Source organism: Undibacterium sp. Ji49W (assembly GCF_049340205.1).
GTDB lineage: Bacteria > Pseudomonadota > Gammaproteobacteria > Burkholderiales > Burkholderiaceae_D > Undibacterium.
Genome location: NZ_JBMPOW010000012.1, coordinates 120,189 through 141,181, shown reverse-complemented (window position 1 = coordinate 141,181; position 20,993 = coordinate 120,189). Strand labels below are relative to the sequence as shown.

The following is a 20,993-nucleotide window of genomic DNA, read 5'->3' as shown; positions in this document are numbered from 1 at the left end:
AAATGGACGATCAATCTGAACTATATTGGCGCTATCTAAAGGATAACCTTGATCATTCACGCCATCATGAATCAATGCGTGCAACTATGACGAACATTGTTCTCAGTATTGCTGGCGTGGGATTTTCCGTTGCTGGCTTTGACAAATGCTTATCTATTACCGATTTGCCGATTCTTATTTTTATTTTCTTACTTGGAGTATTCGGAGCACTATTTGCTGCCAAACAAACCGAACGAGCATCTTTGCACTACCAGCGCGCTCGCGAGCTACGCGATGCAATTGACTCTGGTCCACATGCCCCTACTTTCAAGGTACTTAAGAGGGCGGCAGACAATAAACATAATCCGAAATATCCTTGGTTATCTTCTCATGACCTTCGAGGTTTCTGGATATCGCTACACATTCTTATTTCAATTTTAGCGATTATCGTGAGCATCTTTGCATTCAATACAGCATCGTGCTGAACTCGGCCGCCATAGGTGCGATTAGCCGCGTATTACCGCACGCATTTTGAATCAAAAAGCATATTAATCTTCATTTCAAAATCATACGTGCGAATACGCACGGCTATTCGCACCAACGCGGGCTGCTACAGGGGCAAATCACCTTGTAGGATTTGCCTGACGTAGTTTTAAGAGAACGGCTAATTTACTCCCCACTGGCCGATTGTTATTCTTCATCTAATCGAGATCGGGTTCAAATAATCTGCCAACGCTGCTCACTTTTTTGGAGACTGCCATGTCTGTGTCATTCCTGGAAATTTCCCGTCAATCTGGATTGTCCAGACAAGTTGCCCGGCTTTTCAAGACGGCAGCAGGTTGGATACTATTGATGGCTGTGGCTAATACCGCTATGGCGGCAGAGATGTCTCCTGCGCTTGATCGCATGAGTATCTCTATTGGTGCGCTGAATGTGGATTCCAATGTGCAACTGGGTGTCAACACATCTGCTGGACGGGCGGATACACCAGACTACAATGCGGATCGTTATACGATCCCCAGAATCAGGGCAGATTTTCTGCTTGGTCATAGCCAGGGGATATCCCTTGATTATTATCGTTACGACAGATCCTATTCATCAAACCTGATTGGTAACACCACTGTGAATGGGCAGGCAGTGTCCGGCACGGCCAATCTGGCTGCCAAGCTGCGGCTGGAGCTGGGGCAGGCCGCTTACAAGTGGTGGATAGGCAGTGGTGACGATGTGTTTGGGCTTGGCCTGGGTGCAGCATTTTATCGGGCATCAATAGATGGCACGGTTTCCGGTACGATTTCGGCCGCTATTCCGGGTGCGACTGGCAGTATGTCGGCGAGCGAGTCAAATTCTGTCAGTCGTAGCACTGTCGCCCCCTTGCTTGAACTGGGATGGCGCCATGCGTTTTCACCATCAACACGTTTTTTTGTAGAAGCGTCGGGCATTAAAAAGAACGGTGGAAACATTAACGGCCACATTTATACCGGCACGGTTGGCGCCGAATGGTTTCCTTTGGAAAATGTGGGTCTGGTGGTGGATTATGGCGTATCGAAAATCAATCTGGAGCGCGAAACCAGCAATGGTATTGCCCGACTGAGTACGCGCTTGCAGGGGCCATCGGCGTATGTGAAAGTGCGCTTCTGATTTTAAGGGCGATTTCTGGTCCTTATTTCTTGTTCCTGCGTCCTTATTGATGAAACGGCGTAGCAATTGGCATCGCGCGATGCCGACTGGTGTGGGGACTATCAAAACGGACTGCAGCTCGCTGTATCAAATACCGCTTAAATCAGCGCCTCAACCATAGACTTGTCGGGTTTTGGACTGTTTTTGCACCAGGTTTATCTTCAGGCTCAAATGCTTACCAGTGTCAAGGCTGTAGATAGCATGGAAGCAAGGTGATTTATAAGGCTGTTAAAAATCTACTCCCATCTTGGCGGCCTCGACCCCGGATTTATAACGGCCAATTAATTTGCTGCATTGCGCCGCCATTTTCATGTTAAATTAATATTTTTCCATGAATGTCACTTCAGGCAACAACGCTCACCATGACTACCGCTCTACTTATCATTGATGTCCAGCAGGCCCTGTGTTACGGCGACTATGCAGCGTTTGAATCAACACAGGTGATAGAACGCATTAATGCTGTCAGCAGCAAGGCTCGCCAGGCTGGGGCGCCAGTCGTTCTGATTCAGCATGAAGAGGAAGAGGGGCTGCTGGTATACAGCACGGACGGCTGGAAGCTTGCCGCCGGACTGGATGTCCAGCCCACTGACATCTTCGTGCGCAAGAAGGCGACGGATTCGTTTCACAATACAAATCTGCAAGACATCCTGCAAGCGCGTGGGGTGACAAATCTGGTGATCTGTGGATTGCAGAGTGAGTTTTGCGTGGACACGACTACGCGCAGGGCACTTGCGCTTGGCTATCCCGTGGCGCTGGTCTCGGATGCCCATTCAACCATGGACAACAGCGTGTTGTCGGCTGCACAGATCACCGCCCACCATAACGAGACGCTGTCGAATATCTCCAGTTTTAGTGCCCGCGCAGTGGCAGTTGCATCGAATGACGTGAAAATCGAGGGGTGATTTTTCGCGTTCCAGGTAATTGGGTATCTGCTGTCCGTTCTTACATTCGGGTATTTCTTGCCCAACGAGCGATTATGCAGTTTCTAATCGCGCCGTGCTATAAATGTCAGGGATATATAGTAAGTGAACGCATAAATTTTAATGCGCCATCTATATCTTCAGGACAATACTCATTCCAGTGAGTGTGATTTTTTAGCCATTCGAGGAAGTGAACAAGACAAGTTATTTGCTTTTGATTCAGGCTTGAGAGTCGCACTTTGGTATCTGCTTGAAATGCCGGATCAGGCCCAAGATTGAAAATTATGGATTGAGTCTCAAAAGTGTTGCGCACCGCTTCTGGCGTCAGACTAAATTTCAGGTAGTGCGGAAGAATCCATCGCCAACTGGCAGAAGACAGGCAGCTCAATTCCATATGAAGATAGCGGATTAATTTTCCAGTGATTTCTTTATCTCGATTTTCTTCCAGCTCGTTTCTTAGATATTCACATTGCAGGCAATCAGTCTTGTGAAACGTTAGCTCGGCATTGATCGGCATTGGCACTTCAGGGAGTGCCAATTCAATTTCATCAAATAGTGCTTTACTGTCCATGCCCAGCTTCAAATCCCCGTATAAGTCAGCGCCCCAACGAAGGGCTTGTTGGGTTTGGGGTAGCTTTTGCTCCAGGTTTTTTGGTAGCTAGGCTTTTCCCATATTTCTGCTACTTTCCAGCCTTGCTGGTCTTTTTCAAGTACGTAGCGGTAGTTTTCACCGTTGCGTCGGTAATTTTCTTCGATTTTTTCGATTTCAGCGCCCGCAGGTATCGGCGTCGAGTTTTTCATATTGACGATGATAATTGCTCTGGATTCGCTTTCAAGCTTTACTTCCATAATGTCGCGGGTAAATGTTTCTGGTGTCCATAATTTAGACTTCCAGTTAGCGGTGAGTGCGCTGGTGGCAACGTCGGGAAGTTGCTTTTGCTGGTCGATTGATTCTTGCAATCTGGCGTTTTGCAACAGGGTGTCTTTTGTACGAATTTGGTCACGCACTTGCCAGTATGATTTTAAGGCTCTGTCTGGCGTGGACATATCAAGCTGCACTGTTTCAACTTCCGCCGCCTTTGTTGGGGCCGGGGCCGGCGCTGAGCTTGCTGGCGCAGCGGTTGCCGGAGCTGTGGCTGTAGCTGTAGATGGGCCCGCAGGGACATTACTCTTTTGATCGCAGGCGCTTAGTGCCAGGGCTGTGAGTAGCAGTATGCTTATTTTTTTCATGGTATGGGCGTGGGTGACTGAAATGATTGGCTTAAATGTAATGGATGTCTGAATTGTATTTCAGTCTCGCCTTTAAGTTAATGTCTTTGTTTAATGTCTTTGTGATGGGGCACAGGGAAAGACGACAGGCAGATGCTGGCTGTTGCGCATTTCGGCTAAGAGGATGTAATTTCTCTGACGGATGCTTGGTAGCGAATGGGGTAATTTGGTACACTGCGGCCATTCTGATAACTGTATGCAAACGGCTATCGCTTCAGGACACTTCCTTTGCAGGGGGAGGGCGTTAGGTCGGCAGACAACATATTGTCTGACACTTCGACTACACCGCTGCTATCGGCGGGTATGCATGCCATCATAAACATCTCATCAAGGGCACTATGTATTTTTGGAAAATGGATCTGTTGAAGGCGCAACTGATCGCTAAAGGGCTGACTGAAAATCAGACTTATTTATACACGCTGACATATATCGTTTTCACTACTTTTATGGTGGAACTGATGCGTTATAGCCCTGATACCGTATTTAATGAATGGACGCATTTTTCGTCCACGATGAATGTTCTTATTCCTGTTGCAGGGACGATGATGGCTTTTCGTGCCAATGGCGGTGCGTCGGGTGTTCAATTTCTGCCGCGTTACTTGAGTATTTCTATGGTGGCGTCGCTACGTTTTATGGTTTTGGTGATCATACCGCTGATTATGACGATAGCGATCGTCAATCCTGAAAGCGCGTTGTCGGGGTCGCCGTTTGACCTGCTGTTTTCTGCTTGCGATGCCTTGTTATTCTTTTTTATCTTCAAGCATATGCGTGAGGTGGCGACTGCGCGGCCAGGTGCGGACAGTCGCTGAAGCTTGAAGAGGCGGCAACGCTGCATTGTTGTGGTCTCTTGCTACATTCGCTTGGTTTTCCCTTCGTTTTTTTACATCACTGACAAAACGATAAAGTCCATTCAAAGAGGGCCATGCAGTCCTCTATGGTGACTTCGCCTGGTTACCCAATTGCGCTTTGGCATCGTTCAGATTGGCGAGCAATGTTTTGGTAGAGGGGTGGTCCGGGCCGTAATTGGGGTTTGAATTCAAGGCCGCATAGGCCAGTTCAAAATACGAGATGGCTTTGGTGTATTCGCCCAGGGCGGTCCACGCGGCGCCCAGGTTATTGCGATCTATCGCCACGTTGGAATGGGTGTTTCCAAAGCTATTGATGTCACTGGCCAGGGCCAGTTCAAAGAAGCCGATGGCTTTGCGGTATTCGCCCGCTGCTTGCCATGCTGCCCCCAGGTTATTGCGTTTTATGGCCACATCCGGGTGCGCTTCACCATAGATTTTGATGGCACTGATCAAGGATCGTTCATAGTAGCCTATCGCTTTGGGGTAGTCTTGCAACGCGCTCCATACGCCGGCCAGATTATTACGGTCTGTCGCTACGGTAGGGTGTGCTTCCCCAAAGGTTTTAAGGTCGCTGGCCAGGGCCAGTTCAAAAAGGTCGATGGCTTTGCGGTATTCACCTAAAGCTGACCAGGCCGTGGCCAGGTTGTTACGCCTTACCGCGACATCCGGATGCGCTTCGCCATAGGTGGCGAGATCGCTGGCCAAGGCTTGTTCAAACAGGGCGATGGCCTTGCGATACTCACCTAAAGAGCTCCAGGCTGCGCCTAAATTATTGCGCTCTGTTGCTAACACTGGGTGGTCATCGCCATAGGTTTGAATGTCACTGGCCAGCGCCAGTTCATAGTAGCTAATCGCTTTGCGGTATTCACTTAATGCATCCCACACCAGGCCCAGGTTATTGTGTTTTAACGCGACACTGGGATGAATTTTTCCATAGATTTTGATGTCACTGTCGATTGCCATTTCAAAGTAGCTGATTGCCGCGTAGTGCTCGCCCAAGGCTTCCCACACCAGGGCAATGTTATTGCGGTTTGTCGCCACATTCGGGTGTGCATCCCCGTAGGATTTGATGTCGCTGCTCAGGGCCAGTTCATAGAAGTTGATGGCGGTGCTGTATTCCCCAAGTGAATACCAGGCGCCAGCGAGGTTGTTGCGGTCTATCGCCACATCCGGGTGGGTTTCGCCATAGGTTTTGATGTCACTCGCCAGCGCCTGTTCATAATAGGTGATGGCCTTGCGATATTCACCTAACATGTAGCAGGCGGTTCCCAGATTATTGCGATCTCTGGCTACGTCGGGGTGGGCTTCGCCATAGGTTTTGATGTCAACTGCCAGAGCCTGTTCATGTAAATTCTTTGCATCAGAATACTCACCAAGGGTATGGGCATTGTTGCCGGCGGCGGAAAGAAACAAAGCGTTGCCAGGATCAAGGTAAATCGCTTTTTTGTAGTTGGCGTCGGCGTCGAGGTATTCCAGGTCATGGCGTTGTAGTTCTGCCAGTTGGTAGGCTGTTTCGGCCGCGGTGTCGTCATCCTGCTCTTGCTTTTGCTTCAATAACTCTTTGGCCCTGGGTAGATCAAAGCGTTTGCGCGCTGCCTGGATTTGTTTTGTGAGTGTATTCTTGCCGTCCAGAAAAGTGATGCGCTTGTTCAGTTTGTCTAATTCCTGCACCAGGTTCTTTGCGTATTCCCAGCCTTTGACTAATTTTTCCTGATCAGAGACATGACGTTTTTCTTGCGCATTGATGGTGTCGAGATTTTTCTGAATCTGGGCTTCCAGATTTTTGACTTTGATGTCGTAATCACTGATCTTTAATTCGTCCTGGGGGTCACCAAAGACGCTGACAATGCCATTATTGACGGCAATCTGAAGAGTGCCGCCGACCACATTGATGGTGCCTATGTTGGTTGCTACCTGAACGCAATCGTCACCCTGGCAGGTTTGCTCAATCGCCTGTGCATTCGCAGAAATAATCAGACAAAAACACAACAGGGCAATCGCTTTCATGGCTATTTGTTGGCCGCCGGTTGGCTGGCGGTCGATTGGCTGGCGCTTGCCTGGTTAATGGTTGGCTGGTTAATAGTAGGCTGGTCGATAGCAGACGGGTTTATGTCCGATTGACTTGCTGTTGTCTGGCTTGCAGAAGCGCGGTTGATATTCAGTGTGCCCTGGTTAACCCCAACCTGCGTGCCATTGTTGCCGCTGCTGGTCTGAATGACAGGTGCAGCTTTTTGTGCGCCAGGGGTGGCAGGCGTCACCAAAAATACGGTGGCAAACACCGCCAGGGCGCCACCAGCGCGTAATTTGAATTTATCTATACCGCCTTCTACATACAGAAACCCGGCCAATATGCCACCGACACCTGCGGCCGCCAGGGCCAGAACGATCTTGAATGTGTCATATTGTGTCGGTGTGGGATTGGGGATGAACACGTTCAGCACCAATAGGGTGATCACGAATACGACACCAAAAATAAATCCGGCGATTTTTTCCCACGATTTTGGTTTTGGATTAGGCATTATTTTTTTGCTCAAGAGTGATTGTTGGTGTTGTTGTAAGGCTCAATATGGACCAATACTGGCCGCATTCATTGTGAATAGCATTGAAATTATGCCATTGTTGTATTGGTATTGGTGCTTATAAAATAACTATATTTTTATACGGTAAAGACTTACGCAACACTACCCTTTGTATTACAGGAATGGTTTTGGATTCGCCCTGAAAAGTGTGTAGTGTGGCGGACAGGTGTTGGAAATTGACGACTTTCTGTCTCATCAAGGGGGCGGGCGTGTTGTCAGGGCGAGTTTGATGGGCGTTGGCAAATTGTCTTTCTGTCTCCGCTCGGTTATGCTGCCAGCAGTAAAATCTGTAGAGCGCAGTGCATACATGTAGACGGGAAGTGTTTTCCCCTCGATTTAGCGGAAATTTGTCGATGATAGAATATTCTCTGGGTACCTTGCCGTTTCGTGATGGCGTCGTTTTTCTGTTTCCCAATCATTTATGCTGTAATTGTGGCAAGACCACCGACCTGACGACCATACATCAGGATACCAGGCGCACCAGGTACATGCTGGGAGGCGGGACCGAGATCACGTTCAAGCTGCCTTTGCCCTTTTGCAAGGATTGCGCGCCGACGGCAACCCGCCGCCCGAAAAGCCTTTTGAACTGGCTGCTGATCTTTATCGCCGCATTTGCGGCATCGGCATTAGCGCTGATCATTATTGGTGACATGGTCTTGAACAGCCCGCTGATTGCCCGTTACCTGCTGCCATTTTCCGTGATGCTGGCTGCCGTGCCTTGTGCAGCGATGGTGTTGTTGATGCGTCCCAAGGGCAAGCAGACCAGTTATTTTCAGCCGGTACGTATCCCGCGCCTCAAGCAGGAATTTGTCTCTGGCGCAGTGACTGCCATCGGCTTTGGATTCAGTAACCTGGCCTATGCCAAAGCCTTTGCCCTGGTTAACCGTGAAGCGATTGCCAAGAAGCTGGTGACGCTGGAAGGAATTTAAGCTTATCCCGATCAGTGCAGTCTTGCTCAACATGCGCTTGTCTGCGTGGTGCACTTGTTCAACGGATGTTGAACAGAGGCTGCATGCATGCCTGACTGCTGCTGCGCATATGTTCTACCAGGTACAGAGCTGTGCTTGAACACACTAGCTGATCTGTTTCAACGCTGCGACAAGCAGCGGGTAACGGACCGCTAACAGGCCGCTAACAGACCGCCAACAGCCGGATAGCAGACCGTCTGCAATGTTGCGACGCTGATCCAGCGGGCCTGCAAGCAAGCTACAGCTAAGCAACAACCAAGCTACAACCAAGCTGCTACATCCCAGGCAAGCGATACCATCGTTCGTTGCACAGCCGGTTTTTTTCGATACTTTGCAGTGCGTCATCCGTGCTCATCATGTCAAACAGTTGTTCGCTAACTGTTCAACGCTGGATGCCGGTTTGCCGTAGCTCTGTCGTGATTTTGTTGAACGTGCTTGCTACAAACCGGGTACAGCTGTTAACCAGAGCAACGCACGTGAAACGGATGTTGGATTTTTGTTGTAGCTGTGTTCAACTAACCAATAACCAATAACCAATAACCAATAACCAATAACCAATAACCAATAACCGTAAACCAGTAAACCAAAAAGCAGTAAACCTCGCGCGCGCAAAAAAACGATTCCTTGCCAACGAAAAAAAACAGCAAGCCGGATGCGATTTTGGCTTCGGCTTGCCCGCCAATTTTTACTTTTTCATAGGAGAAAAATCCGATTTTTAGAAGCGAAAATAAAATGTGGCGAAAGGCTTGACGACCGATTTTGTCCGGCTTACTATGTAAATGTATACACGTAATAGCTGCGTCTTCAGCCAGTGCAAGATGTTTTTTAGCTGCGTTTTTTTAGCCAAAAATCGTCAAATTCAAACCGTAAAAATTTCGCTAAGCCCCCGATCGAAAGATCCGGGGCTTTTGTTTTTTCCATCACATGCCACTGCTGCCTTCGTCTGGCAGGGACAGCACCCCAAAAGTATTTTTTCCACGTCGAAATGAGGAAATTTATGAAACATCTGACATTCCGCAAACCCCAGGCCGCCATGGCGATGGTGCAGCCATGAGCATCGTAAAAATTCGTACCGCGCTAGAGACGGCGCTGACGGCAACTGACCCCAGCTTTGCCACCGCCCGTGAAAATGCCGCCTTCACGCCAGTGGCCGGCACGCCGTATCAGCGGCTTTCGCTGCAACTGGCCGCGCCCGACAATGCCATCACGAGCAGCAGTGCCTACCGTGACCAGGGCATATTTCAGGTAAGCCTGATGTACCCCTTGCAGAGCGGCGTTGCTGCTGCTGAAGCGCGCATTGACATCATTCGCAATGCCTTCAAGCGCGGTGCCAGCTTTGTTGAATCCGATCACATCATCACTATCGACAAAACCCCGGAAGTTGCCCAGGGCATCGTCGATGTTGACCGCTGGATGATTCCAGTGAAAATCCGGTTTTATTCAAACCTGATGACGTAAGCGAGAGCAATCTCCGACACCTGCCAGTGGACGAATGGTTCGTTCACTGGTTTTTTTATGCCCGCATCATGCGGGCTTTTCTTTTTCAAGAGGAATTTATGCCTACAATTGCACAAGGTATCAACAAGAAAATCGCATTCAAACGTCAAACTGGCGTTGGTGTAGCTGCATCAGTAACAGGCGCACAATATCTGCGTCGCAAGCAATCGGTATTCACGCTGAAACGTGATACCTACAATACCGCCGACGAAATCGCCAGCCATCAACAACTGATTTCCGAACGTCAGGGCGTGCAAATGGTCGAAGGTAAATTGTCCGGCTTCCTGGCACCAGGCGCCTATTCCGACTGGATGGCTGCCTTGCTGCGTCGTGACTTTTCTGCTGGTGCATCTGCTACTGCCGTATCGATTACTGTTGCTGGCTCTGGCCCTTACACACTGACACGCGCTGCCGGTTCTTATCTGGCTGACGGCTTCAAGATCGGTGACGTGATTCGCCTGTCTGTCGGTTCACTGAATGTTGCCAACCTGAACAAAAACTTCCTGATCACCGGCCTGACAGCCACTGTTGCCACCGGCATCCCGTTGAACGGCGTGGCACTGGTCGCCGAAGGCCCGGTCACTGGCTGCACCGTTTCTGTACAAGGTAAAAAAACCTTCACACCGGCATCTGGCCAAACCAACGTGTACTACACGGTGGAAGAATGGGCGAATGATGTATCCATTTCCGAATTGTCCAAAGACGTCAAAGTCGGCCAGGTTGCACTGAAGCTGCCGGGTAGCGGCAATGCTGAAGTTGATTTCACACTGGTCGGTCTGGATCAAACCACAGGCGCTACACAATACTTCACGACACCAACGGTAGAATCGTCTGCCAATGTCTTGTCGACAGCGACAGGCGCATTGATCTTGAATGGCGTGCAAAACGGCATCGTTACCAACATCGACCTGACCATCAACGGCCAGGAAACACCAATGGACGGCGTCGTCGGCACCAACCTGCGTCCGGATATCTTCCGCAAAAAATTCATGGTGTCCGGTTCTTTCTCTGCCATGCTGGCAGATTCCACCATCGATGCCATGTTCCGCAATGAAGCAGAAACGACACTGGTCGTCGCCCTGACTTCAGACCGCACTGGTAACGCAGACTTCGTATCCTTGGTATTGCCACGCCTGAAAATCAAATCGTCTACCACCGACGACGGTGAAAAAGGTATTGTCGGTACCTACGAATTTACAGCCCTGTACAACTTCGCTGGCGGCGCAGGCGTCAATTCTGAACAAACCACTTTGTCCATCCAGGACACTCTGGCCTAAGCTAAGCTGGCCAAACTAAGACCTATCTTGTAAAAGCAATTCAGCCTGCGGGCTGTGTCTTTCGGCCCACCTCAGACGTGGGCTTTTTTTCGTCCATGCCGGACATTTCAATCAAATCAAAAAGGTAAAACCATGACACAAGCATTCTTCAATATCGACACTCTGGTCAACGATGATCTGGCCGTAGCAGACGTGCCTGTCGTCTTCAATGAAGACGCAGAACCTATCGCCGGCTTTAAAGTTGTCGGTAAAAACTCTGCCCGTTACCAGGAAGCACAACGCGCCATCGAAATTCTGTCCATCAAACGTGCTGTCATCAAAAAACAGCAAATCGATGCCAAGACCGATCAAGGCGCAGGCCAGTTCGTTGATATCAACAAAGAAAACCAGATCAGGCTGGCAACCGCCGCCGTGGTCAGCATTTATGGTTTCCGCTCTGGCGATACCGATTTGAAAGCAACACCTGAAGTGCTGGCAAACCTGTTCAACAAACGTCCAACCTGGTTGGCCAAGGTGATTACCGCGATTGAGGCAGAAACAGGTTTTTTGCCAGCCTGATAGAACAAATGCTGGACTATGCCAGAGCAGAATTCTTTCTTAGTCAACCACAAAAAGACGGAAAGCCACTGCGCTGGCATTTGACCGTGGCCCATGATGCCATTGCCCATTTTGATGCTGCCAGCAGCATGCAATACATCCCTGCCGAATTGCGCGATTCCTGGGATCTGTTCGTCAACCCGCCACAGCTACCGTTTGAACTGGAGTACCTGTGGCGCTGGTTTCTGGAATTGCACAATTCACGCAGCAACAATGGCATGGGGCCATCGGTCATCACGTATCAGGATTTGCTTGCCTGGTCACACATGACAGGCAATCAGCCTCGCAAGTTTGAACTGGATGCGATCAGACAGTTGGACCGCATTTATTTCGAAGCGATGGACAAAAAGAATGACACAGCCGCCTGACGTTACTTAATAGTACTTAAGAGCGCTGAACAGACTTGAATCAAGATACAGCAAACCGCCCCAGGGCGGTTTTTTATTGGGAAAACATAAGGACAGAACAATGTCAAACGAACCCGGGAGTAATACTAGCGGAGTAGCCCAGTCAAATGTAAAACAAACCAGTGTGGATGTCAGCCAGTTAAGCAGTGCCACTGATACTTTGGCCAGCAATGCAGGAAAACTGGGCAATGCCATCCAGAACGTTTCAGCGGCCATGGCCGCACACAATGCCAATTTGCAGACTCTGGTCAATTCGGTGGCCAAAATCCAGGAGCAAACAGCAGCAGCAATGTCACTTGCTTCTGCGGAAGATAAGATGGCAGCCAAAGGCAAGGAATTTATCGAAAGCCTGAAGCAGCAAGCTGAAACCCTGAAAATGAGCAAGCAGGAAATGCTGCAGTACCAGGCAGCGCAATTGGGTGTTTCTGCGCAGGCTGCGCCTTTCATCGAGGCACTTGGGCATACAGACGAAAACATGAACAAGCTCAGTTTCAGCAGCGAAGCCACACGCAAGCAATTGCTGGGCATGGCCGCAGACGTGAGTAAAGGCAATTGGGACAAACTTGGTGATTCCCTCATGGGTCTGGCTGAAAGTACGGGTTTAATGAAGCTTGCACTTACGCCAGCCGGAACTGCAATTACGCTTGTTGCTATCGCCGCCAATGGCCTGTTTTCGGCAATGGCGAAAGGTGCGCAAGAGCAAAAAGCCATGAATGACGCTTTGATCATGACAGGTGGATATGCTGGAGTAACCAGTGATGCACTCCATGAAATGGCGCGTGCGGCGGCTGCGTCAGGCGGCAATCTGGGAGAGGCGAAGAGAGTTGCCACTGAGCTTGCAGGAAGTGGAAAATACACGAGCGAACAGATTGGCACGATCACCAGAGCAGTGATTGAAATGGAACATGCCACAGGTGTGTCAATTGACAAGGTGATCAAAGATTTCGAATCGCTCGCAGCCGGAGGTCAAATCGGCGGTTCGTCCGATGCGATTTCAAATGCGATCGTCAAGTTAGATGATCAATATCATTTTCTTACGGGTGCCGTTTATGATCAGATACGCGCTCTCGAGGAGGAAGGTAAAGCCAAAGAGGCGTCCAAGGTAGCAACGGATGCCTTTGCTGAAGCCATGGAATCGCGTTCATCAAAGGTCGTCGAAGATCTTGGCTATGTTGCAACCGCATGGGAATTTGTTAAAAAGGCGACATCCATCGCAGGTGATGAAATTGGCGGCTGGGGGAAAAGAACTACAGAGGCCAGCGAAGTATTACGCTTGCAAAAAGAGCTTGCAGCGCTTGAGAGAGGTGGGAAGCCTGAGTATGTCAATGGTCATAGATTCGTACAGAATGAAGCGACGAATGAAGTACAAAAGAAAGCAGTCATCGACCAATTGGCAACTGCGCAAGAAAATTTGAATCGCGTCAATCAGATTGCGCAGAAACAGAGCGAAGATAAAATCCGGTCTTCTGAAGCCGTTCACGCCAAACAGCAGATTAGCGCCATGTTGCTGCAGGCAGAAGAAAAGTCACAAGACGGACTGACCGTAGCTTTGAAAAGATACGACGAATTACTGAAAAAAATTCGGGCCGATAGCAATACGGAAATTGCGGATCCTCAACTGAGTGAAGCCACTATCGCGAAAAACAAGAAAATAATAGCCGATTCTTTCGCGACAAAAAAGCCAGATGACAGTCGGCAGATTGCAGAAGAGGCCATAGCATCTGAAGGCAAGTTGAGAGAAATCAGGAATAAAGGTGAGGTTGATGATATCGAGACCTCACGGAAGTTGGGTACCATAAATCAGTATGAATATGAAAGAAGAATGCAAGACATTGCATTTGAAGACATCGCTTTTAAAAAAATGCAAGAAGGAAAAATAATCGGTCTTGCAGGAACAACCAATTTGCAAAAAATTCAGCATCAAAATGTGATCAAAGCACTTGATGCAGAACGCGATATGCTCGAAAAAGGAAACGCCAATAAAGCACTCCTGAGTGAAAAGCAAGCGACTGATGACACCTTGAAATCCATTGAGGATGAAAAAAAGGCGACATCATCAAAACTCGAAGATGCAATCAAAAAACAGCAACAGCTGAATGAAGAAATGCAGAAGAAGCTGGAGAACAAAGGAAAGGAAAAAAAACTTACTGAGGATACGACTGTCGCCGAATTGGAATATCAGGCTGCGCTGACCGAATTTGCACTGAGTGAAGGGAAGTCGGAAGGACCTACGCACGAAATAAATCAAGCCAGGCTAGATCAGATACGTGCAGAAATCGAGCTTCAAAAGTCCTTGAAGACAGAACAAGACAAAGGTAAAACGCTAACAAAAGAGGTTGATGCCAAGAAAGCTCAAAAAGAGCTAAATGATTTATTTGACCCTGATCGAGCAGTTGCTTTTAGCCATTCCTTCAAAGGAGCAATGGCGCAGGTAGTCGATTCCATCTTCAAAGTTGATGCCGCTTTGAAGGCAGCCACCGCCACTAAAAAATCTTATGATGAGCAGGTGGAAAAGGCCGAAACAGCTAGTAACGGTGATAAGGATAAGCTCAAAATTGAGATGGCGAGGATCGATCAAAAAAATACAGAAAATCAACTGGCGAATTATGCACAACTGGCCGGTGCTGCCAAAGGGTTCTTCAACGAAAATAGCCGTGGCTACAAAGCCATGGAAGCCGCTGAAAAAGTCTTGCAGATTGTGCAGCTAGGTACCGTTCTGGCCAGATTGACCGGTATTGGTGCCGTCTCCGCCGCTGGTACCGCAGCAACAAGCAAATCTATTGCAGAAAGTGCCTGGGACTTTATCAAGGCGGCGCCAGCAGCTATTGCCAAGGGTGGTTCACAGGCTGGCCTCGTCGGTATGGCGGTCATGGCAGCTGCGATGGCAGCGCTTGGCTTTGCTTCTGGTGCTCTGGGTGGTGGAGATAGCGGCGGTGGAAAGAGCGCAGCCGACATGCAAAAAGAGCAAGGCACTGGTAGCGTATTTGGTGATGCTTTGGCTAAATCAAATTCAATTTCCAAGTCAATTGATATATTGAAAAGTAACTCAAACCTGATGTTGCCGGTTAATCAGGGCATGCTCGCGGCGTTAAAAAATATTGAAGCCTCCATGGCTGGCTTGACCAATCTGATCGTGCGCACCCCAGGATTGACCGATGGGACCAACATGGGGATTGCCACCGGTACTTTGGCTAGTGGTGATTTTGTATCTAACTCAATCACAAGTCTGGCCAAGGGTTTATTCGGTAATAGTGATGGTGGAATTGCTGTAGGTCTGGCAAATAGAATTGCGGGTTTTCTTTCCAAGACGACAGCCACCATTGTTGATTCAGGTTTGCAATTCGGCGGTAAGGTCAGTGATCTGCAAAACGGTGTTGGCTACAATCAATATGCCAGTGTCGATACCACCACATCAAAACTAGGGGGACTGATAAAGAGGACTTCAAATTCGATGCAGATGCAGGGTGTGAGTAGTGAGGTGTCAGCACAATTCGGTCTGATTTTCACCAACCTTGAATCTGCTTTGAAACTTGCGGCCAAAGGCCTTGGGAGCAGCGCGGATAGTGTCAGCAAGATATTCGAAGATATGACATTGACGACGACCAAGATATCACTCAAGGGTTTGACTGGTTCCGCATTGACAGAGGCATTGAACGCGGTTATTTCGAAAGCGATGGACGAAATGGCCCAGAAAACTTTTCCTGGTCTGGATGCATTCCGTCAGGTGGGTGAGGGCTATGCACAAACGGTTATTCGTGTTGCATCGGGTGTGGAAGTTGCTGGCAGTGAACTGAGTAAATTTGGTATCACCGCAATCAAGTTCAGCGACGTGATCAACAAGCAAGGCGATGTAGCTGCCGAAATTGTGCGTCAAAGTATTACTGGCGTTGAAGTCATGCGCACGCATTATGATGCTGCAAATACAGGTGCCACGGTGTACGGAACGACCTTGACTGGTGTTGGCAAGATCATGGAAACCATGAGCGGCACTGCCTCTGAGCTGACGACGGTGTATCAGCAGTTGTTGGATGTACGAAAACTTCTGCGCGCTGGAAATATAGATGACAAGAGCTTGAACCTGGACATGATACAGGGTGCCGGCGGTGTCACGAAATTGAGTGATGGTGCTTCAAACTACGCTGACAAGTATTTCACCGATGCTGAAAAAAATGCATTTGCTGTGAAAGAGCTTAATGCTGATTTTACAAAATTGGGTATTACAGTCATACCGCAGACAAGGAAGGAATTCCGCGATCTGGTTGAGGGGATTGATCGTAGCACAGAATCCGGCTCTCGTTTGTTTGGCAGTTTGATGACGATATCGGAAGCTTTTGATAAGGTTGCCACTGCAAACGATCAAACTGCAGTGACGAAACAGCGTCATGCGATGGAAATCCAGATCATGGAATTGTCTGGCAATGCGGCAGGTGCAACAGCTATCAAGCGTGCTGATGAACTTGCGGCCATGGATGCGTCTTTGCGACCATTGCAAGAGCGTATTTATGCGCTCAACGATGAACAGACGGCTATTGCCACCGCCAAGCAACATCGCGAACTGGATATTCAGTTGATGGAAGCCTTGGGTAATTCCGAAGGTGCATTGACTGCCCGCCGTGCAATTGCTCTTGCCGGGATGGATGAATACTCACAAGGTGTCCAAAAGCAAATTTACGCCATCACTGATGCCAAGACTAAAGCTGCTGAAGCTGCTGCAACAGACAAGCAGCACAGGCAACTGGACATTGATTTGATGGAAGCCATGGGTAACACAGAAGCGGCAACAGCGGCACGACGAGCAATGGCGCTGGAAGGTCTGGATGACTATTCGCAAGGCGTGCAGCGGCAAATCTATGCGGCGCAAGATGCGAAAGCGGCAATTCAAAAAGCCAAGGAAGCCGCAGATGCCGAAGCGCAAAAGGCAGAGCAGGAGAAACAGGCGGCTCAGCAAGCCTATGACCAGCGTCTGAGCGCGGCAAAAACAGCATTGCAAAATGCCTATAACGCCGAATCAAGCGCGTTGCAAAACGTCATCAATAAGATGCAAAGTTTTGAAACAGCGGCGCGGGCCATGCAAAACACCTTGATCAGTGCTGCAACATCACCGGTCAGTGTGGCAGATCAGTATGCCAGTGCAAAAGCAGATTTGCCGAATGTGATTTCCAAATTGCGTGAAGGTGATCAGGATTCGATTTCCAAATTGCAGGAATTCGTCAACCTGTCACAGCAAAGCTCGACAGATTTCGATGATTACCGTCGTGATTTTGCACTTGCACAAATCACTCTGGATGAATCGGCTTTGGCTGCGGAACGTCAAATCAAACAAAGCCAGACGCAACTTGATTTGTTGAAATCCCAGGTGGATGGATTGTTGCAGGTAGACCAGAGCGTTCTGTCGGTTGCAGACGCCATTCGTGAATTGCAGAATGTTACAGCTGCTGGATTAAACGGCGTGACCAATGCAGTGAGTGGCCAGGTGGCAGCAAAGGCTGCGGAAGATGCGGCAAAGAAAGCGGCTAATACGGCTTCTTCGCAATATGGTTTCGCGAATGGACTGTCTTATGGGCGGGATGCCGTTAGCTCAGCTTACACGCCACCTTCACAAGGGGACGCGCAGGCTGAATATGCGAAATATATAGAGTTTGCGACACGCTGGGCGAAAGAAAATTTTGATACCAGCACAGGCTTTGCACAATCGGTGACGACGGATGTTGCCAATATGTTGATGCAGTCGCATGACAGCGGCAATTTCTCTGATGATCAGGTACTTACTGGTGGCAAGGCGTATGCCGATACGGTTTATACACGCCAGTACGGCACGACAACCGGGCAGGGCTTAAGCCAGCAAGACAACAGTGAGATGCTTGAAGAGCTTCGCTTGATGCGTGCTGAAATGCGTGCCGTTGTCAGCAATACGAAAGATACGTCGAAAACCCTGGACCGCTGGACGAACGTCGGTCTGCCTACTACGGAGACTGCATAATGAAATTTGTTCGCCCAGTTACCATCAGCGACACCATGCTGATCAGCAGCACGGTTGCTGAAACGGATAATCCGGAGTGGTCAAGCGGCACTACGTATTCCTTGAATGACGTGGTGCGCAGGACGGTACCAGGTACCCACAGGCGCTATCAGTGCCTGCTTGGGAATTCGGGTGCCGCTCCGGAAATCAATAGCAGTGGTACCTCACCCAAATGGCTGGACATTGGCCCCACCAACAGGTGGGGCATGTTTGATTCGCAGGTGGGTACCGCTACGACGACACCCGGTTCTGTGACGGTCGTATTGCAGCCAGGAAGTATCGATGCGCTGGGACTGTTGCAATTAACCGGTGACAGCGTGCGCGTCAGCATGACCAGTGGTGGCACTACTGTGTATGACCGGACTTTCAGTCTGGTCTATGGCGCCCCGGTTGTAGATTGGTACGCTTATTTCTTTGATCCCATCAATAAAAAAAGTGACCTGGTGATTACGGATTTGCCACCTTATAACAGCGGCATTCTGACGATCACGATTACTGCTGCTTCAGGTAATGTCAGTTGCGGCATGTGCGTGATGGGCCAGGCGTTTGATATTGGCAATACCCAGTATGGCGCAACGATAGGGATTATCGATTACAGCAAAAAGGATATCGACGCCTTTGGCAATCCCAGTATTACCAAACGCAAGTTCGTTAAAAAAATGGATGCCAAGGTGATGCTGGATGCCAGCAAGATGGATTTGGCCGTCAGCACTCTGGCTACGTGGCGCAGTACACCTGTGTTGTGGATAGGTGCTGACAATCTGTATACCAGCTTGATCATCTTCGGGTTCTATCGCGATTTTTCTGTTGATATTGCGTATCCGACGACGACACTTTGCTCTCTAACCGTAGAAGGAATTATTTAATGGCAATCACACCATTACCAGCGGCACCAACGCGTGCCAATCCAACAGGGTTTGCCGCAGCGGCAGATACCTTTGTCACAGCCTTGCCACAATTTGTGACAGATGCCAATGCCTTGCAGGCAGATATCGTCACCAGGCAAACCGATGTCACAAACAGGCAAACGGATATTACGACCAGGCAGGCTGATGTAGTCAGCCGTCAGAATGATGTCATCGCACGTCAGACTGATGTCAGCAACAGGCAGACAGACGTGGGCAACAGTCAGGCATTGGCGGCAGCCAGTGCTGCAACTGCACTGAATGCGCCAGGTACTTCTGCAACCAGTACCAGCAATTTGACGATTGCAGGTGGCACACAATCACTGGTCGTACAAACCGGCAAGGCCTTCGCACTTGGGCAGACTGTGGTGGTCGCCAGTACGGCATCGCCCGTCAACCAGATGACTGGTGTCATCACCGCATTTAACAGTGGCACCGGCGCATTGACTCTGAACGCCAGCAACATACAGGGCAGTGGTACTTTTTCTGCCTGGACGGTGGCACTGTCGGGCCCGCAAGGGGCGGCGTCAAATGTGTTGGGTGGGGCTAGCAGATCGCTTGCTGTTGCATCCAACATCAGCCTGTTATCCACCTCAAGCCGCGTGCAAGCGATTGGCATGGCATCTGCTGGCCTGGCGGTGAACTTGCCTGATGCCACCACCATAGGCAGCGGCGGCACCTTGTTCATCATCAAGAATATTGATGTGTATGGCTTTGTGGTAAAAAAATATAACAGTGACGCTGTTGTGTATTTGCAGCCAGGGCAAATCGCCGTACTTTACCTGTCAGATAATTCTACTGCAGCCGGCCTATGGGAAGTGGGTAATCAGAATTTTGATGGCAGTGCCTTGCAGTCTGTTTTTAACGGATCTGTGACGGCTGTGTCTTCAAATACCTTGAATAATAGCTGGCCGGTAGACGTGAAGCCATTGTCTGCGAATAAATTTGTAGTCACTTATAACGACAACGCTATCAATCGTATAAATTGCGTCATTCTTGATATTACTGCTGGCAATGTAATCAATGTGGGCACGCCTGTTGCGGTCACAACGGTGGGACCAAATTATCAGTTTGGGGTGGCGATAATGTCTCCCACCAAGTTGATGGCGGTCTATTACAATGCTAGTACGAGCTTAAATGAAGCGGTTGTAATGACTGTCACAGGCAGTACCCTGACAAGAAATACGGCGTTTAACTATTATGGCGTTTCAGCTACGCAAGCCAGTATTTGTGCGGTGTCGTCAACATTGTGCCTGGCGACATCATTTGATGGCAGCAATTTGATTGTAACGGCGCTATCAGCTTCGGGCACGACAATCAGCAATGCAGGATCGACCAGTCTTGCAGTCAGTGGCGCTGCCTACGTCAGTATTAACCTGCTGAGTCCTACTCTTGCATTGATGACGTATCAGGATACGTCGTCCACCTTTGCCAAGGCGGTGACAGTCAGTATTTCTGGTTCTACTCCGACGATAAATACGCCGGTATCGATCAGTTCTGTTGCTGCAACTTATGTGTCGCAGGCTGTGATCAATGCAAACAGTGTGTTGATGGCCTGGGCTAATGGACAGGCAAGTTTGGTAACCGTGACCGGCACAATACCATCTGCTGGGCCAATCGCTGTTTTCAAGGCAACAGGTGGATCTGCTTTGTCATGTACATGGAGCTCGGGCAAGGGTTGTATAAGCTTTGTAAATAGCAACAATTATGCGGAAGAAGTCTATGTTAGCGCTTCGGGAAATACGCTGACTGTTGGTATCTCCAATGTATTGACGAACGCTGGTGCTGCATCACTTTTAAATGCTGCAATATTCGGTAATAAGAAGTTGACGGTGTGGAAAATTAGCACGACATCACAGGCGAACGGCATCATCACAGAAATGTTGAACTAGCAATATGGCTTTTGGCAGTATGTATAACCTGAACTGAATACGACGAGCGAAATTGTTGGTAAGTGAAGCTGAATTTTTTACCAGTATATGTACTTGACAGTCTTCTTTCTGGCGTCAGTCAAAAGCCAATCATTTCAATATTTCTTTATACAGAAAAAG

The 20,993-nt window shown here is 49.1% G+C and carries 16 protein-coding genes; 12 read left to right on the top strand and 4 right to left on the bottom strand.

Annotation, left to right across the window (positions count from 1 at the left end):
- Positions 1–2 precede the first annotated feature (2 nt).
- From ACO0LK_RS16315 to ACO0LK_RS16305, 3 genes are all read left to right on the top strand, one after another.
- Entirely contained in the window at positions 3–464 is a 462-nt protein-coding gene (locus ACO0LK_RS16315; RefSeq protein ID WP_422976801.1) for a hypothetical protein, read from the top strand.
- 274 nt (positions 465–738) lie between these two features.
- Positions 739–1,617 (top strand): hypothetical protein, encoded by an 879-nt coding sequence (locus ACO0LK_RS16310; protein ID WP_422976799.1) that lies wholly within the window; start codon positions 739–741, stop codon positions 1,615–1,617.
- A 401-nt stretch (positions 1,618–2,018) separates the two neighbouring features.
- Positions 2,019–2,558: a cysteine hydrolase family protein gene (locus ACO0LK_RS16305; RefSeq protein ID WP_422976797.1), complete on the top strand. Its 540-nt coding sequence runs from the start codon at positions 2,019–2,021 to the stop codon at positions 2,556–2,558.
- 106 nt (positions 2,559–2,664) lie between these two features.
- On the opposite strand, the gene ACO0LK_RS16300 is transcribed toward ACO0LK_RS16305, so the two are convergent.
- Positions 2,665–3,147, bottom strand: a complete 483-nt coding sequence (locus ACO0LK_RS16300) for a DUF6714 family protein (RefSeq protein WP_422976795.1) — start codon at positions 3,145–3,147, stop codon at positions 2,665–2,667.
- Between the two features lie 8 nt (positions 3,148–3,155).
- A complete protein-coding gene (locus tag ACO0LK_RS16295; protein WP_422976793.1) occupies positions 3,156–3,806 on the bottom strand; it encodes a hypothetical protein in 651 nt (216 codons plus the stop codon).
- Positions 3,807–4,198: 392 nt separating this feature from the next.
- Between ACO0LK_RS16295 and ACO0LK_RS16290 the strand changes: the two genes are divergently transcribed.
- A complete protein-coding gene (locus ACO0LK_RS16290) occupies positions 4,199–4,654 on the top strand; it encodes a hypothetical protein (protein WP_422976791.1) in 456 nt (151 codons plus the stop codon).
- A 123-nt stretch (positions 4,655–4,777) separates the two neighbouring features.
- Here ACO0LK_RS16290 and ACO0LK_RS16285 read toward each other — a convergent pair whose 3' ends face one another.
- Both ACO0LK_RS16285 and ACO0LK_RS16280 read right to left on the bottom strand, forming a co-directional pair.
- Positions 4,778–6,700 carry a tetratricopeptide repeat protein gene (locus ACO0LK_RS16285; protein WP_422976789.1) on the bottom strand — a complete coding sequence of 641 codons (1,923 nt, stop codon included), beginning with the start codon at positions 6,698–6,700 and terminating at the stop codon, positions 4,778–4,780.
- 2 nt (positions 6,701–6,702) lie between these two features.
- Entirely contained in the window at positions 6,703–7,212 is a 510-nt protein-coding gene (locus tag ACO0LK_RS16280; protein ID WP_422976787.1) for a hypothetical protein, read from the bottom strand.
- Positions 7,213–7,625: 413 nt separating this feature from the next.
- Between ACO0LK_RS16280 and ACO0LK_RS16275 the strand changes: the two genes are divergently transcribed.
- The 8 genes from ACO0LK_RS16275 to ACO0LK_RS16240 all read left to right on the top strand — a co-directional run bounded on the left by ACO0LK_RS16275 (position 7,626) and on the right by ACO0LK_RS16240 (position 20,834).
- Positions 7,626–8,201, top strand: a complete 576-nt coding sequence (locus ACO0LK_RS16275) for a hypothetical protein (RefSeq protein WP_422976785.1) — start codon at positions 7,626–7,628, stop codon at positions 8,199–8,201.
- Positions 8,202–9,290: 1,089 nt separating this feature from the next.
- Positions 9,291–9,698, top strand: coding sequence for a phage tail terminator-like protein (locus ACO0LK_RS16270; RefSeq protein WP_422976783.1), 408 nt, complete (start codon positions 9,291–9,293; stop codon positions 9,696–9,698).
- 98 nt (positions 9,699–9,796) lie between these two features.
- A complete protein-coding gene (locus tag ACO0LK_RS16265) occupies positions 9,797–11,014 on the top strand; it encodes a phage tail tube protein (protein ID WP_422976781.1) in 1,218 nt (405 codons plus the stop codon).
- 132 nt (positions 11,015–11,146) lie between these two features.
- Positions 11,147–11,572 (top strand): hypothetical protein, encoded by a 426-nt coding sequence (locus tag ACO0LK_RS16260; protein ID WP_422976779.1) that lies wholly within the window; start codon positions 11,147–11,149, stop codon positions 11,570–11,572.
- A gap of 8 nt (positions 11,573–11,580) precedes the next feature.
- Complete coding sequence (locus ACO0LK_RS16255; RefSeq protein ID WP_422976777.1) at positions 11,581–11,979, top strand: phage tail assembly chaperone; 399 nt, start codon at positions 11,581–11,583, stop codon at positions 11,977–11,979.
- A 100-nt stretch (positions 11,980–12,079) separates the two neighbouring features.
- Positions 12,080–17,998, top strand: a complete 5,919-nt coding sequence (locus ACO0LK_RS16250; protein WP_422976775.1) for a phage tail length tape measure family protein — start codon at positions 12,080–12,082, stop codon at positions 17,996–17,998.
- A complete protein-coding gene (locus ACO0LK_RS16245) occupies positions 17,998–18,903 on the top strand; it encodes a hypothetical protein (protein ID WP_422976773.1) in 906 nt (301 codons plus the stop codon). Before ACO0LK_RS16250 ends, ACO0LK_RS16245 begins: the two co-directional genes overlap by 1 nt.
- Positions 18,903–20,834, top strand: coding sequence for a hypothetical protein (locus tag ACO0LK_RS16240; protein ID WP_422976771.1), 1,932 nt, complete (start codon positions 18,903–18,905; stop codon positions 20,832–20,834). The genes ACO0LK_RS16245 and ACO0LK_RS16240 overlap by 1 nt, the downstream gene beginning before the upstream one ends.
- The last annotated feature ends 159 nt before the right edge of the window (positions 20,835–20,993 follow it).

Excerpts from the sequence above, each read along its gene's own strand:
- ACO0LK_RS16265 (WP_422976781.1), top strand. The coding sequence starts at position 9,797 with ATGCCTACAATTGCACAAGGTATCAACAAGAAAATCGCATTCAAACGT.
- ACO0LK_RS16280 (WP_422976787.1), bottom strand. The coding sequence starts at position 7,212 with ATGCCTAATCCAAAACCAAAATCGTGGGAAAAAATCGCCGGATTTATT.
- ACO0LK_RS16315 (WP_422976801.1), top strand. The coding sequence starts at position 3 with ATGGACGATCAATCTGAACTATATTGGCGCTATCTAAAGGATAACCTT.
- ACO0LK_RS16290 (WP_422976791.1), top strand. The coding sequence starts at position 4,199 with ATGGATCTGTTGAAGGCGCAACTGATCGCTAAAGGGCTGACTGAAAAT.
- ACO0LK_RS16245 (WP_422976773.1), top strand. The coding sequence starts at position 17,998 with ATGAAATTTGTTCGCCCAGTTACCATCAGCGACACCATGCTGATCAGC.
- ACO0LK_RS16250 (WP_422976775.1), top strand. The coding sequence starts at position 12,080 with ATGTCAAACGAACCCGGGAGTAATACTAGCGGAGTAGCCCAGTCAAAT.
- ACO0LK_RS16270 (WP_422976783.1), top strand. The coding sequence starts at position 9,291 with ATGAGCATCGTAAAAATTCGTACCGCGCTAGAGACGGCGCTGACGGCA.
- ACO0LK_RS16240 (WP_422976771.1), top strand. The coding sequence starts at position 18,903 with ATGGCAATCACACCATTACCAGCGGCACCAACGCGTGCCAATCCAACA.
- ACO0LK_RS16300 (WP_422976795.1), bottom strand. The coding sequence starts at position 3,147 with ATGGACAGTAAAGCACTATTTGATGAAATTGAATTGGCACTCCCTGAA.
- ACO0LK_RS16285 (WP_422976789.1), bottom strand. The coding sequence starts at position 6,700 with ATGAAAGCGATTGCCCTGTTGTGTTTTTGTCTGATTATTTCTGCGAAT.
- ACO0LK_RS16260 (WP_422976779.1), top strand. The coding sequence starts at position 11,147 with ATGACACAAGCATTCTTCAATATCGACACTCTGGTCAACGATGATCTG.
- ACO0LK_RS16275 (WP_422976785.1), top strand. The coding sequence starts at position 7,626 with ATGATAGAATATTCTCTGGGTACCTTGCCGTTTCGTGATGGCGTCGTT.
- ACO0LK_RS16255 (WP_422976777.1), top strand. The coding sequence starts at position 11,581 with ATGCTGGACTATGCCAGAGCAGAATTCTTTCTTAGTCAACCACAAAAA.
- ACO0LK_RS16305 (WP_422976797.1), top strand. The coding sequence starts at position 2,019 with ATGACTACCGCTCTACTTATCATTGATGTCCAGCAGGCCCTGTGTTAC.
- ACO0LK_RS16295 (WP_422976793.1), bottom strand. The coding sequence starts at position 3,806 with ATGAAAAAAATAAGCATACTGCTACTCACAGCCCTGGCACTAAGCGCC.
- ACO0LK_RS16310 (WP_422976799.1), top strand. The coding sequence starts at position 739 with ATGTCTGTGTCATTCCTGGAAATTTCCCGTCAATCTGGATTGTCCAGA.